12 protein-coding genes are annotated in these 12769 nt (G+C 72.5%); 5 read left to right on the top strand and 7 right to left on the bottom strand.

What is annotated here, in order from left to right:
- Nucleotides 1-108 precede the first annotated feature (108 nt).
- From ACFY1J_RS43835 to ACFY1J_RS43825, 3 genes are all read right to left on the bottom strand, one after another.
- The gene (locus ACFY1J_RS43835) at nt 109-972 is read right to left on the bottom strand and encodes a hypothetical protein (RefSeq protein ID WP_390712802.1); all 864 of its coding nucleotides are present in this window, start codon (nt 970-972) and stop codon (nt 109-111) included.
- Nucleotides 973-1163: 191 nt separating this feature from the next.
- Nucleotides 1164-4295 (bottom strand): sacsin N-terminal ATP-binding-like domain-containing protein, encoded by a 3132-nt coding sequence (locus tag ACFY1J_RS43830; RefSeq protein ID WP_390733164.1) that lies wholly within the window; start codon nt 4293-4295, stop codon nt 1164-1166.
- A gap of 753 nt (nt 4296-5048) precedes the next feature.
- The gene (locus tag ACFY1J_RS43825; RefSeq protein ID WP_390712804.1) at nt 5049-5975 is read right to left on the bottom strand and encodes a DUF3027 domain-containing protein; all 927 of its coding nucleotides are present in this window, start codon (nt 5973-5975) and stop codon (nt 5049-5051) included.
- A 358-nt stretch (nt 5976-6333) separates the two neighbouring features.
- On the opposite strand from ACFY1J_RS43825, the gene ACFY1J_RS43820 reads away from it, so the two are divergent.
- From ACFY1J_RS43820 to ACFY1J_RS43805, 4 genes are all read left to right on the top strand, one after another.
- Entirely contained in the window at nt 6334-7677 is a 1344-nt protein-coding gene (locus ACFY1J_RS43820) for an MFS transporter (protein ID WP_390712828.1), read from the top strand.
- 61 nt (nt 7678-7738) lie between these two features.
- Nucleotides 7739-8212, top strand: a complete 474-nt coding sequence (locus ACFY1J_RS43815; protein ID WP_390712805.1) for a DUF2771 domain-containing protein — start codon at nt 7739-7741, stop codon at nt 8210-8212.
- Complete coding sequence (locus ACFY1J_RS43810; RefSeq protein ID WP_390712806.1) at nt 8182-8928, top strand: futalosine hydrolase; 747 nt, start codon at nt 8182-8184, stop codon at nt 8926-8928. Before ACFY1J_RS43815 ends, ACFY1J_RS43810 begins: the two co-directional genes overlap by 31 nt.
- Nucleotides 8918-9772 (top strand): 1,4-dihydroxy-6-naphthoate synthase, encoded by an 855-nt coding sequence (locus ACFY1J_RS43805; protein WP_390712807.1) that lies wholly within the window; start codon nt 8918-8920, stop codon nt 9770-9772. The genes ACFY1J_RS43810 and ACFY1J_RS43805 overlap by 11 nt, the downstream gene beginning before the upstream one ends.
- A gap of 11 nt (nt 9773-9783) precedes the next feature.
- Here the strand turns inward: ACFY1J_RS43805 and ACFY1J_RS43800 are convergent, their stop codons facing one another.
- Nucleotides 9784-10167, bottom strand: coding sequence for a cold-shock protein (locus tag ACFY1J_RS43800; protein WP_390712808.1), 384 nt, complete (start codon nt 10165-10167; stop codon nt 9784-9786).
- 165 nt (nt 10168-10332) lie between these two features.
- On the opposite strand from ACFY1J_RS43800, the gene ACFY1J_RS43795 reads away from it, so the two are divergent.
- The gene (locus ACFY1J_RS43795; RefSeq protein WP_390712809.1) at nt 10333-10584 is read left to right on the top strand and encodes a hypothetical protein; all 252 of its coding nucleotides are present in this window, start codon (nt 10333-10335) and stop codon (nt 10582-10584) included.
- 106 nt (nt 10585-10690) lie between these two features.
- Here ACFY1J_RS43795 and ACFY1J_RS43790 read toward each other — a convergent pair whose 3' ends face one another.
- From ACFY1J_RS43790 to ACFY1J_RS43780, 3 genes are all read right to left on the bottom strand, one after another.
- Nucleotides 10691-10816: a hypothetical protein gene (locus ACFY1J_RS43790; protein WP_390733163.1), complete on the bottom strand. Its 126-nt coding sequence runs from the start codon at nt 10814-10816 to the stop codon at nt 10691-10693.
- Nucleotides 10817-10959: 143 nt separating this feature from the next.
- A complete protein-coding gene (locus tag ACFY1J_RS43785) occupies nt 10960-11595 on the bottom strand; it encodes an HAD family hydrolase (RefSeq protein WP_390733162.1) in 636 nt (211 codons plus the stop codon).
- Between the two features lie 88 nt (nt 11596-11683).
- The gene (locus tag ACFY1J_RS43780; RefSeq protein WP_390733161.1) at nt 11684-12685 is read right to left on the bottom strand and encodes a hypothetical protein; all 1002 of its coding nucleotides are present in this window, start codon (nt 12683-12685) and stop codon (nt 11684-11686) included.
- Nucleotides 12686-12769 lie beyond the last annotated feature (84 nt).

Here is a 12769-nt window from a genome sequence, read left to right as displayed (position 1 = left end):
GAGGCGTTCCCAGCCAGATTTTGTGGGTGCATTGCCAGCCCGTGGCACAAGTGAGAGAGAGCCTACCGGCCCCGGGAGCGGGGGGCTCCCGGGGCCGGAACTCAATGCTTACTGCACGTCGACGAAGTCACCCGTGGCGTTGACCGCCGGGGTGGTCGAGGTGCCCGCGAAGGAGTAGCGGTAGTAGCCGTCGACCGTCGCGGTGGTCGTGGTCTTCAGGTAGCCGGTCGAGTCCGACTTGATGGTCTTCAGCGTCGTGTAGGTGCTGGAGCCCTTCTTGCGGAACTGGAGCTTCACGGACTGGTTGGTGTAGCCGTGGTACAGGTGGTCCTCCCAGTTGGCACGGGACAGCTTGCCCGTGACCGTGATGGTCTTGCCCTTCTTCACCGGTTCCGGCGAAGCGTTGACCGTCAGCTTGGAGTAACGCTGGACCTTGGTGCTGCCCAGGCCGCTCTGCACGGTGCTGTCGCTGGTGCTGTACTGGATGGCCAGTGCGCCGGCCGACCAGGTGCCCGCATCGGAGTTGATCAGCTCGTTGTCACCGGGGTAGATGTCGATGAGGCCCTTGCAGGTGGCGGTCGTCGACGAGGTGGCGGTGCAGTCGGCCGGGGCGTCGCCGAACAGGACCTTGTCCGCCGTTTCGGGCGAGGAGCCCTTGTAGATGAAGGGGCCGTTGTCGAAGTCGTCCGAACCGATGTCGTAGTTGGCCCCGTGGGTCAGCGTGTAGGTAACCGTGGTGGAGACGTGGTTGGTCGTACCCACCTTGATCGCGCCGGTGATTTTGAAGTTCGAGAAGCTGACGCCCAGGTCGGCCGCCGTGGAGGCGGTGAACGCGGACTTGCCGGAGGCGGAGAGCGCCTTCACGGCCTCCGTCCTGTAGGACGGGGCATCGGCGGCGTGCGCGGCCGGCACGACGAAGGCGGAGAGAGCCAGGGCGCCGGAAGCGGCGACCACGGTGGCACGAATGCGCATGCGTTCCCCTGCAGGGAGAGGGGCCCCGGCGGCAGTCGTTCCTCACGGCTCGTCGCCGCCGCCAGGCCCAAGTGATCATGGAGTCTGTTGACTCACGTGATCAGATCCACGGCCGGTGGGGATGGTTGTACGGAAGTTGAATCTTTCGTAGATGATTTTCGAACGACTCTCGTCCCACCGGCGCACGGCCCTCAGTCGAACCAGCGGTCCCGCGCCAGCTCCTCCGTGCGGGACGTGTCCTCCAGCAGGGCCGCGACCTCGAAGCGCCGCGGCCACTGCCCGGCCGCCCAGGCCAGACCGGCTGCCACGCCCTCCAGGGTGGCCGCGTGCAGGACGCCGTCGCCGGTCAGCCGCCAGTCGATCTCGACGCCGTCCACGACCAGTTCCTCGTGCTCGACGTAGGTGTCCGGGGTGCGCGGGCCGAGCAGCACCCGTACCGACTCCGATACGTCGTGCTCGGTGCCCTCGGAGTCCACGGACCCCGTGACGGACTCGCTCAGCCGCCGCACCTGGAACAGCTCGGCCAGCTCGGCGGCCCGGGACGGGCGGACCGGCAGCAGCGGGACACCGGAGGTGAAGGGCAGCAGGTCGGGCGAGTCGACGACCACCGCGTCGGCCGCGTCCACGACCTCCACCCGTCCGTCGACGACGGCCCGCAGCTCGTCCGGCAGGGTCACCTGCTCGGGGTCCAGATCGGCCAACGCGCTGTACAACCCGTGCAGTTGGGCGGGCGTGACCGGGCGCTCCGGGTCGGCGAGCCGGTCCAGCAGCTCGGCGGCACCGCCGGGCTCGTCGAGCAGCGCGGCGACGGAGGTGCGCACGCCGAGGGCCCGCAGCACCTGCTCGTCCTCGAACCCGGTGGCGTCGGCCTCGTCGTACAGCCCGCGCAGCAGCGGGTCGCCGCCGGCCGCGAGCAGACCGGCGGGCCGGCGCCCGTCCAGGACCGGGTGCCCGCGCAGCCACCATGCGGTGTACGGGCGTACGACCTCGTGCGTGCCGTCCGCCAGCAGGACCCGCACCGGCTGGGTGAGCGCGTCGCGCAGCGGCGGGCGGGCGAGCAGGGCGAGGGCCTGCGGCCAGTGCTCGTCGTCGACGAGGTCGAGGTCGCGCACGGCGACGAGTTCGGTGGCCACGGGTGGCACCGGGCTGTCCGGGAAGCGGTCCAGGATGTCCTCGCACCACACGTCGACGGCGTCGAGCAGACCGGCGTCGTCGGGCTCGGCGAAGTCCCCTTCCCTGGGTTCGAGTTCGTCCGGGTCGAGGACCACGTCCGTGGCGCGCACCAGAGCGAAGTCGGCGAGCACACCACAGGCGGCCAGCGGGCTCTCGCCCCACTTCTCGGCCAAGTCGGCGTCCACGGCGGCCAGTTCGCCTTCACGGATGACGCGCGCGAAGGAGCTGCCGGGGAAGACCAGCTCACCGGCGGGGGCGAGTTCGCCGTCCTCGTCGGGGAGGGCGAGGGCGCCCAGCCAGGGCTCGTCACCCGGTTCCAGGCCCGCGTCACGGACGAGGGCGAGGACGATGTCGGCCAGTTCCTCGGCGTCCGGGGCGTCCTCCTCCCAGCTCGCCCCGCCCTCGTCGTCCAGGGAGGCGGCGACGGCGGCACGCACCTGGGGCGTGGTGAGGACGGCCCGGGGGGTCGCGGGCAGGGCGCCGAGCTTCTCCAGGAGCGGATGGGCGGCGTCCGGGTGGGCGACCTTCAGCCCGAGCCGGGCGAGGACCTCGGGGTCGATCCGGGTGGCGTCCGGCGCGGGCAGCAGGACCTGCCGGGGGCCGATCGTGGTCCGCCCGTCGGCGAGCGGCACGGGCAGGCCGGAGAGCCGGTCCGGGTCGACCCCGGCGAGGCTGTCGTAGAGCCGGTGCCACCAGTCCGGGTCCTTCTCCAGCCCGGCCAGCCGGTCTACCGCGTCGGCCAGCGGGAGGCGGGCGACTCCCAGCGTACGCAGTTCGACGCGGCGTTCCAGGCCGGCGGGCAGGAGGGTGGGCAGGACCTCGGCCAGGACACGGACGGTGTCGCCGCCCGCGCCCTCGACGACCTCGGCGTCCCGGGGGCGCAGGGCCTCGGGGAGGTCCTCGGCGTGCGGCTCGGGCTCGACGGCGGGCGGGAGGAAGGCGGTGCGCGGGAGGCGGTCGAGGATCGCCTGGCGCAGCGCGCCGTCGAGCTCGCCCTTGCCGAGGGGGCCGGGCACGAGGCCGATGATGCTCTCGGCCACCGGGCGCCATTCGGCGAGGAGTTCGGTGTACGCGTCCGCCGCGCGCTGCACCAGGAAGTCGGTCAGCGGGCCGGGGGCGGCGTGCCGGCGGGTGGTGTCCAGCGGGAAGGAGGCGATGAGCAGGGCGGGCACGCCGAGGGGCTCGTCGCTGGGGGTGGGGGCGTGGACGACGGGGGTGGTGCGGGGGTGGACGGGGCTGCCGTAGGCGTCGACGGGTACGGCCCAGGTGACGGACCAGTGGGGGCGCAGGCGCTCCTCCACCGGGCGGTCGGCGAGCAGGACCGGGGTGAGCGGGCCGTGCGTGGCGGAGGTGCGCCAGTGGGTGACGCCGTCGCGTGAGTCCTCCACGATCGTGAAGGGGCCGTCGGTGCGGCGGGTGAGCGTGCGGGGGGCCTCGCCGTTGATCTCGACGACGACTTCCGCCAGGCCGGGGAGGGCCAGCAGGAGAGCGTCGTCGACCGCTTGCAGGAGCCGTTCGGCCAGATCGGTGGCGGCCGTGTCGCGCAGCGGGAGGATGACGACCGTGTCGTACGGGTCGGGGGCGGTGCCCTCGGCGGCGAACGGGAGGCGCAGCAGGGGGACGTGTCCGTCGCGCCGGCGGATCTCGTCTCCCAGCCCGGGGCTGTGGCGGGCGGCTTCGGCGGTGTGTTCCCGGGCCTCGGCGAGGGACCAGCGGACGCCGCCGTGGCGTCCGACGACCGCGGGCTCGTCGGTGACGGCGAGTACGGCGGCGAAGCCGACGCCGAAGCGGCCGACGGTGCCCTGGCCTTCGTGGGCCTCGCGCTTGGCGGAGGCGCGCAGGGTGGCGAGCGACTCGACACCGGCCGCGTCCAGGGGGGCGCCGGTGTTGGCGGCGAACAGGACGCCGTCGCGGAGGGTGAGCCGGAGGCGGCCGGGTGTCTTCGCCCGGGCGGCGGCGTCGGCGGCGTTCTGGGCGAGCTCGACGACGAGCCGGTCCCGGTAGCCGCCGAGGACCAGGTCCTCCTCGGCGTTGGCGTCCTCGCGGAAGCGGGCGGGGCTGGTGGCCCAGGCGTCGAGAACACCGCGGCGCAGACGGGCGGTGCCGAAGGGGTCGGCACCCTCGGCAGCGGGCCGCACGAACTTGCTCACGTTCACTCTCCTCATCGGCGTGACGATGCAAGGTACCGCGCCACTGCCCATGCCTTTCCGCGCCCGGACTCCGCCCACAGCCCCACTCGCCCGTCCCCCGGACCGGAACTCACCCCCGAGAGGGCCAAGACGCCGCTGCCACCGGGGTGCAGCCCCCGCGCCCAGCCCACGGCCCTGCTCGCCCATCCCGGTGGCCTGTCGTCCTGGAGAGGGACCACGCACCGCTACCACCAGGGCCCAGCCCCTGGACCCGGTCCGACGACCCGCAGGCCCGAGACCCCTCCCCGAACCGGACCACGCACCACTGCCACCAGAGCCCAGCCCTGAACCCAGACCAACGACCCACTCACCCACCCCGCCGGGCGAAACACGCCCCCGACAGGAACCACGCACCGCTACCACCAAGGCCCAGCCCTGCACCCCACCCGACGACCCGCAGGCCCGAGACCCCTCCCCGAACCGGACCACGCACCACTGCCACCAGAGCCCAGCCCTGAACCCAGACCAACGACCCACTCACCCACCCCGCCGGGCGAAACACGCCCCCGACAGGAACCACGCACCGCTACCACCAAGGCCCAGCCCTGCACCCCACCCGACGCCCACTCAACCCGCTCTGCCGGGCCAGGGCACGTCCCCGACAGGGGCCACGCACGGCTGCCACCGGGGCCCAGTCCATCGACCCCGCCCGACGACCCACTCACCCGCCCCGCCGAGCCGTAACTCCCCCCGAGAGGGGCCCGCAGCGCCCGCCTACGAGTGGCCGAGTTCTGCCGTCTCCTCGTCGCCCAGTGCCGGGACCGAGCCCGAGTCCGGTGCCGGGCGCAGGGGGAAGGGGTCCACCTTCGTCTCGTCGATGACCGGTGCCGCCGGCTGGGGCGGCTTGGGCATGACCGCGGCCTCCGAGTGGCCGCCGCAGCCGTACGTGAGCGAGACGACCCGCCCGTCGGCCGGTGAGAACTCGTTCGCGCAGAGGCCGAAGGCCTGGCCGAGGGAGCCGCCGAGGGGAACCAGGAAGCCACAGCTGACGCAGGAGGCGGGGGCCGCCTGGGCCATCGGGGTCTTGGCGCCGAACGCCTCGTCCCAGCGGTCGGCGGCGACGTGCAGGCCGTAGCGGGACAGGACCCGGGCCCGGCGCATGCCGAGTTCCTCCGCCACCGACGCGATCGAGCCCCGGGAGGGGATCGTGGGCAGTGTGGCGGGCGCGCCGGGGGTGACCTCCGCGTCCTCCGCCTCCGCCAGTTCCGCCATCTCGTGCGACACGGGGGAGCTCGGCAGGGGCTGGTCCTCGCCGGAGTAGCCCGGCTCCAGCCGGAGGTCCTCGGCGTCCGTGGGAAGGAGGTCGCCGGGGCCCATGTCGCCGGGCCGCAGCCGCTCGCTCCACGGCACCCATTCCGGGGCCAGGAGCGCGTCGGGGCCGGGCAGCAGGACGACCTCGTCCAGCGTCACCACCTTCGCGCGGGACGCCCGGGTCACGGTCGCCGCCCAGCGCCAGCCCCGGTACCCGAGCTCCTTGCACTCGAAGAAGTGCGTGACAACGCGGTCGCCCTCGGACACCAGGCCGACGTGCTCGCCGACCACACCCGGGGCGGCGGCCTCCTCGGCTGCGGCGCGGGCGAGGTCGACGGCCTCGGCGCACAGGCGGTCGGGGGTGCGGCTTCGCGTGCTCGCTGCGCTCACAGGTATCGCTTCTCTCCTACGCCGTCTCACGGGTGCGCCTGCCTTTGGCGGTGGGGCGGACGGAGCGGACCTGTGGGCCGCATCGACGTCCGCGTCCGATCGCTCTCGGGCGCACCTCTGCCATCCATTCTGCGGGATGGCTGAGATACGCACGCTACCTGTTCGTAGGCGCTGGGCCTACACCGACGGGACAGTACGCCGTTTCAAGCCGGTGTTTGACCCGCCGGACGCGCCGTAACCGCACTACGGACCATCATCTCAGGGCACTATGAACGTCGTGGCAGCCGCGAAGTCGTCCCAAGGCGCCACCGGGGTCGGTGGGGTCAAGGGGAGCAGTCGAAGTGGCGGTGCGGGCCGGATGCGCGGTGCCGTCCGCTCCGTCGGCCGTGCCCTGCACTTCCCGGTGACCGGAACCGCCCGAGGCATCCGGAAGGCGACGCATGCGCACGGCGCGGGCGAGTCGGGGCTCGGGAAGCTGATCGAGCTGCACGCGGTGAACGGCGCCGGCGATGTCATGATCACCGTAGCCCTCGCCTCCACCGTCTTCTTCTCGGTGCCGACCGACGAGGCCCGCGGCCGCGTCGCCCTCTATCTCGCCATCACCATGGCCCCCTTCACGGTCCTCGCGCCCGTGATCGGCCCCCTTCTCGACCGTCTGCCGCACGGCCGGCGCGCCGCGATGGCCGGCGCGATGTTCGCCCGTGCCCTGCTCGCGCTGATCATCTCGGGGGCGGTGGCCGGCGGCAGTCTCCAGCTGTATCCCGCCGCGCTGGGCGTCCTCGTCGCCTCGAAGGCGTACGGGGTGGTGCGCAGCGCCGTCGTGCCCCGGCTCCTCCCGCCCCGCTTCTCCCTGGTGAAGGCGAACTCCCGGGTAACGCTCGGCGGGCTCCTCGCCACCGGCATCGCCGCGCCCGTCGGGGCGGGACTGCAGGCCCTCGGCTCCCGCTGGCCGCTCTACGGCGCCTTCGTGATCTTCGTCGCAGGCACGTTCCTGTCCTTCTCCCTGCCGCCGAAGGTCGACTCGGCCAAGGGCGAGGACATCGCGCTGCTCGCGGCCGACGAGGAGCATCTGCACGGGCCGCACCTCAAGCCGGTGAAGCGTCCGGGGCTGCGCACGGTCGGCCCGGCCGTCACCCACGCCCTCGGCGCCAACGCCGCCCTGCGCTGTCTGTCCGGCTTCCTGATCTTCTTCCTCGCGTTCCTGCTGCGCGAGCACCCGCTGACCGGGGAGAGCGCGGCGGTGTCCATGGGGATAGTGGCCGTCTCGGCGGGCGTGGGCAACGCGCTCGGTACGGCGGTCGGGGCCTGGCTGCGGTCGAGGGCGCCGGAGATCATCATCGTGACCGTGGTCGCGGTGGTGCTGGGTACGGCGATCGTCGCGGCGGTGTTCTTCGGCGCGTTCCTGGTGGCCTGTCTGGCGGCGGTCGCCGGGTTCGCCCAGGCCCTCGCCAAGCTGTCCCTGGACGCGCTGATCCAGCGGGACGTGCCGGAACTGGTGCGTACGTCGGCGTTCGCGCGCTCCGAGACGCTGCTGCAGATGGCGTGGGTGTTCGGTGGCGCGGTCGGCATCGTGATGCCGCTCAACGGCACGCTGGGCCTGACGGTGGCCGCCGTGATCGTGGCCGCCGGCTGGCTGACCACCCTGCGCGGTCTGCTCAGCTCGGCGCGCCAAGGGGGCCGGACACGGCCGCGAGTGGCGTAACGAACCGGGCACGCCGCACCCCACATGGGGCGACGGCCCGAGTGCCCGATAGCCTTCGGCCATGACCACGCTGCAATCCGCCTCGCGACGCCGCCGCGCCGTCGCCGCTGCCGGCGCCGTTTCCGCCGGACTGCTCGTTCTGTCGGCCTGCGAGAAGCCGACGCCCATCGCGACGATCACCGTCGGCACGAGCTCGGTCAACTCAGAGGCCACCTGCTACAACGACGGCAAGGCCCTGAGCACGGCCATCCTGGCCAATTGCCTCAAGGACACCGACATCAAGTCGATCAAGGTGGACCCGGACGAGACCGTGCGCTTCGGCGTCGACCCGGCGGTCGCGGACAGCGGGTGGACGATCCTGATGAACGGTCAGCCGCTCACCGACTCCAGCAAGAAGACCTACCGCACCATCCCGGGCAGCGTGTTCTTCAACGCCCAGTACGGCGCCCAGGGCAACTCGACCCTGGTCTCCATCAAGGAGGGCGAGAAGGACGTCAAGGGTCTGTGGTCCTTCAAGCTCAAGAAGGACTCCTGACCACGTCTTCCGCACGTGTTCTCGTAGCCACCGCGGTACCCGCCGAACGGGACGCGGTGGCACGGGCGTTCACGGGGCCGGAGCGTGAGGTGCGGCTTGCGGGGGTGACCCTGCGCAGGCTGCCTCGGCTCGATGTGGCCGCCGCCGGGGTCGGCCCGGCCCGCGCCGCCGCCTCCACCGCCGCCGCCCTCACCGCGGCCGCCCTCGAAGGCGCCCCCTACGCCCTGGTCGTCTCCGCCGGGATCGCCGGCGGTTTCCAGCCCGGGGCCCCGGTCGGTTCGCTGGTCGTGGCCGACGAGATCACCGCCGCCGATCTGGGCGCCGACACGCCCGACGGCTTCCTTCCGGTCACCGAGCTGGGCTTCGGGACCGTCAGCCACCGTCCGCCAAAAGCACTCGTACGAGACATCGCCGCCGCGACCGGAGCTCGCCCGGGAGCCGTACTCACCGTCTCGACGGTGACCGGCACGGCCGCCCGCGCCGCCGAACTGCGCACCCGTCACCCGCGTGCCCTCGCCGAGGCCATGGAGGGCTTCGGGGTGGCCGAGGCGGCCGCCGCGCACGGCGTGCCCGTCCTGGAGTTGCGCGCGGTCTCCAACCCCGTCGGCCCGCGCGACCGCGCCGCCTGGCGCATCGGCGACGCCCTGGCGGCCCTCACCGAGGGCTTCGGGAAGCTCGCGCCCGTACTGGAGAGTTGGAATCCCCATGAGCCCTGAGAGCCGACCCCTGCAGATCGCCTACTCCCCCTGCCCCAACGACACCTTCGTCTTCGACGCCCTCGCCCACGGCCGCGTGCCCGGCGCGCCCGCGCTCGACGTGACCTTCGCGGACATCGACATCACGAACGGCATGGCCGAGCGCGGCGAGTTCGACGTGCTGAAGGTGTCGTACGCGGTGCTGCCGTACGTCCTCGACGAGTACGCGCTGCTGCCCTGCGGGGGCGCGCTGGGGCGTGGCTGCGGGCCGCTGGTGCTCACCCGGAAGGCCGGGGCCGACCTGACGGGTCGTAGGGTCGCCGTGCCGAGCGAGAAGTCGACGGCCTATCTGCTCTTCCGGCTGTGGGCGGCGGACACGCTGCCCGGCGGGGTCGGTGAGATCGTCGTCATGCCGTTCCACGAGATCATGCCGGCCGTGCGGGACGGCAAGGTCGACGCGGGGCTGGTGATCCACGAGGCGCGCTTCACGTACCAGAACTACGGGCTGCACAAGCTCGCGGACATGGGCGAGCACTGGGAGAACACGACCGGGCTGCCGATTCCGCTGGGCGCGATCATCGCCAAGCGGTCGCTGGGCGCGGACACGCTGCGGCAACTCGCGGCGTCCATCCACACGTCGGTGCACGCGGCCTGGGACGACCCCGAGGCCTCCCGGCCGTACGTCATGGAGCACGCCCAGGAGATGGACCCGGCCGTCGCCGACCAGCACATCGGGCTGTACGTCAACGAATTCACGTCGGATCTCGGCGAGGACGGCTACGCGGCGGTCAGGGGTCTGCTGACGCGCGCCGCGGCCGAGGGACTCGTCCCGCCCCTCGGCCCCCGGGCACTCGACTTCCCCTGACCGGACAGGTCCTACACGTCCAGCTGGTCGGCGACCGCCCGCAGCAGGCCGGCGATCTTCTTGCCGGAGGCCTTGTCGGGGTAACGGCCCTTTTCGAGCATCGGAGTGATGTTCTCCAGGAGGGTCGTCAGGTCCTGCACGATCGAGGCCAGTTCGTCCGGCTTCTTGCGCTGGGCGGCCGCGACCGAGGGCGCCGGGTCGAGGACGGTGACGGAGAGCGCCTGGTCGCCGCGCTGGCCGGCGACCACGCCGAACTCCACGCGCTGTCCCGGCTTGAGTGAATCGACTCCGGCGGGAAGAACCGAGGAATGGACGAAGACGTCACCGCCGTCGTCGCGGGAGAGAAAGCCGAAGCCCTTCTCGCTGTTGAACCACTTGACCTTGCCGGTAGGCACGTCTGTCCTCGTCCTCGTTCTCGTCGGAAAACTGCTTCTGAAAACGGCTCTTGATAGCACTGGGGCGGGTCGTCCATGACCCGCCGGTACCAAGGCTAATGGTCTTCGGGCGGGTGACAAGACGTCGCCCGGTTGTTCCTTCGCGCTGGGAACTACCCTGGTCCGGTGCGTGACAAAACCCAAACGAATTCCGCCGGGCCCGGTGACGGACTGATCCGTACCGGTGCCGTCGTCTTCTTCATCGGTGCCGTGGCCACTCTCGTCACCGTGGCACCGCTGTTCCTCGGTGCGAAGCCTTTTCCGACGTACATGTTCGGCCTGAGCATGCTGATGGCCGTCGGCTTCCTCGTCGCGGGCGCCGGAGTACTCCGATCGATCGCGGCAGGACGCCGCCAGGCCCGCGACGCCTCGCGGTAGCCGACCGGCCGGCACGGGAACGCGACCAGGCCATCGAGCACAACGTCCGCCCCTGCCCTGCCCAGCTCGCACGGACCAGTGCCCACGACGACACGGCAGGACGACGTCAGACGCCCGAAGCCACGCGGTAGCCCGCCAGCCAGCGCGGGAACGCCGCCAGGCCGCCGAACACGACGTCCGCCCCTGCCGACCGCAGCGCCCCCGTCGCACGGACCAGTGCCCACGACGACACGACAGGACAACGTCAGACGCCCGGCACCCCGCAGTAGCCCGCCAGCCAGCGCGGGAACGCCGCCAGGCCGCCGAACACGACGTCCACCTCTGCCCTGCCCAGCTCGCACGGACCAGTGCCCACGACGACGCGACAGGACGACGTCAGACGCCCGGCGCCCCGCGGTAGCCCCTCAGCCAGCGCGGGAACGCCGCCAGGTCGTCGAGTACGACGTCCGCCCCTGCCGTGCGCAGCTCGTCCGCGTCGCAGGGGCCGGTGGCCACGGCGACGGAGAGTGCTCCGGCGGTGCGGGCACCGCGGACGTCCCCCACGTGGTCCCCTACGTACACGGCGGCTCCGTGCTCGCGCAGGGCCTCCGCCTTCTGTTCCGCCCACAGGTCGCCCACGACCACGTCCGGCTCCAGGCCGAGGTGACTCAGGTGCAGCTTGGCGTTCGGCTCGTACTTCGCGGTGACCACGATCGCCCGTCCGCCGACCGCCTGCACCGCCGTGATCGCCTCCCGGGCACCGGGCATCGCGGGCGTGGCGGCCACAGCTATGTCGGGGTACATCTCCCGGTACAGATCGCTCATCGGCCCGACCTGCTCGGCCGGGAACCAGTTGATCAGCTCCTCCGCGAGCGGCGGCCCGAGCCGGGTGATCGCCAGGTCGGCGTCGATGAAGGTCCCGGTCCGCTCGGCCAGCGCCAGGTAGCAGGCATGGATGCCCGGCCGGGAGTCGATCAGGGTCATGTCGAGGTCGAAGCCGACGGTCGGCGCGGGAGCAGTCATATGGGCCATTGTGCCCAGACGGCACACCGGCCAGGCCGCGCGGGAATGTGAGGTGGGCGACGCCACACGGCGCGAAACAGCACGGGGCTCGATACAGCTAGCCCCGGCGCTGGGAGCGCCAGACCAGGTAGAGGGCCGAGGCCACGGCCGCGCCGCGCACCACCCATGGCCAGGTCTCGGCGACGGCGGTGTTCATATGGCCCTGGGCGATGGGGGCGCCCCAGCGGCCCTCGTTCCTGCCCCACAGCCAGGCCACTCCCGCCGCCAGCGCCAGTCCGGGCATGCCCATGACCGCCCACTTGGTCTCCGCCGGGGTCAGCCGGCGTGAGCCGTACGCGATGAGCCAGCCCAGGATGAGCCCGAACCAGTTGCCGAGTACGGCTCCCGCGACGAGCAGCCCGGCGGCGAGCAGGAGGAGTGGGTTGGTCCAGCCGGCGGCCGGCCGGGGCAGGGCGAGCCGACGGCGCCGGGCCGGCGCGGGGGCGGCGGCCGCGGCGCCGGCGTCCTGTTCGACCGGCGCGGTCTCCTCCTCTTTGGTCTCCTTGGTGTCCTTGGTGTCCCGCTCCGGCGGCTTCTCCTTCAGCGGCGGCTTGAGCAGCTCGGGGATCTCCACACCGCCGACGAACCCCGGCACGCTGTCGCCCTCCCCGAACGGGCTGCTGTCCACCCGCCACCAGTCCGGCTGCAACGCGCTGTCGCCGAGCTCGTGCTCCCCGGCCAGATGCGGCGGGGACGGCGCGTCCGGGCGGGCGGGCGGCTCCGGTTCGGCGGGGCGCGGCCGCGGTACGACCCGGCGCAACCGCTTCGGCTCGGGCTCCGGGCGCGCCGGCTGTACGGGCACGGAGGCGGGCGGCGCCGACGGCGCACCGGCGGTGGCCCCGGCGGCCGCGACGACCTCGTCCGGGGTGCCCAGGCGAGCGATGATGCGGCGGACGGCGGCGGGACTGTCGACGGTGGCCTTGGCACGGCGCCGGTCGATCTCGTTCCGCAGCTCCGAGACCAGACGCATCCGGACGGCCGACGACAGCTGCCGCTGCTGCGCCACATCGCCGACGCGGCTCAGATACTCGTAGACGACCTGGTCGCTTTCGATACCCACGAAGTCCCCTCCGGGGCTGACATGTTGGTAACCGGCGGGACGAAGGTAGCGCAGGTCGGCATCGACCGTTCCGTCCGGCATTCG

Origin of the sequence: Streptomyces sp. NPDC001406 (assembly GCF_042895285.1) — a bacterium.
Classification (GTDB): domain Bacteria; phylum Actinomycetota; class Actinomycetes; order Streptomycetales; family Streptomycetaceae; genus Streptomyces.
The sequence above is the reverse complement of the archived record's forward strand: the minus strand, read 5'-3'. Positions and strand labels throughout refer to the sequence as shown.

Coding starts and splice junctions, on each gene's coding strand:
- ACFY1J_RS43835 (WP_390712802.1), bottom strand. CDS start 972: ATGCGCATTCGTGCCACCGTGGTCGCCGCTTCCGGCGCCCTGGCTCTC.
- ACFY1J_RS43820 (WP_390712828.1), top strand. CDS start 6,334: ATGCGCGGTGCCGTCCGCTCCGTCGGCCGTGCCCTGCACTTCCCGGTG.
- ACFY1J_RS43815 (WP_390712805.1), top strand. CDS start 7,739: ATGACCACGCTGCAATCCGCCTCGCGACGCCGCCGCGCCGTCGCCGCT.
- ACFY1J_RS43805 (WP_390712807.1), top strand. CDS start 8,918: ATGAGCCCTGAGAGCCGACCCCTGCAGATCGCCTACTCCCCCTGCCCC.
- ACFY1J_RS43785 (WP_390733162.1), bottom strand. CDS start 11,595: ATGGCCCATATGACTGCTCCCGCGCCGACCGTCGGCTTCGACCTCGAC.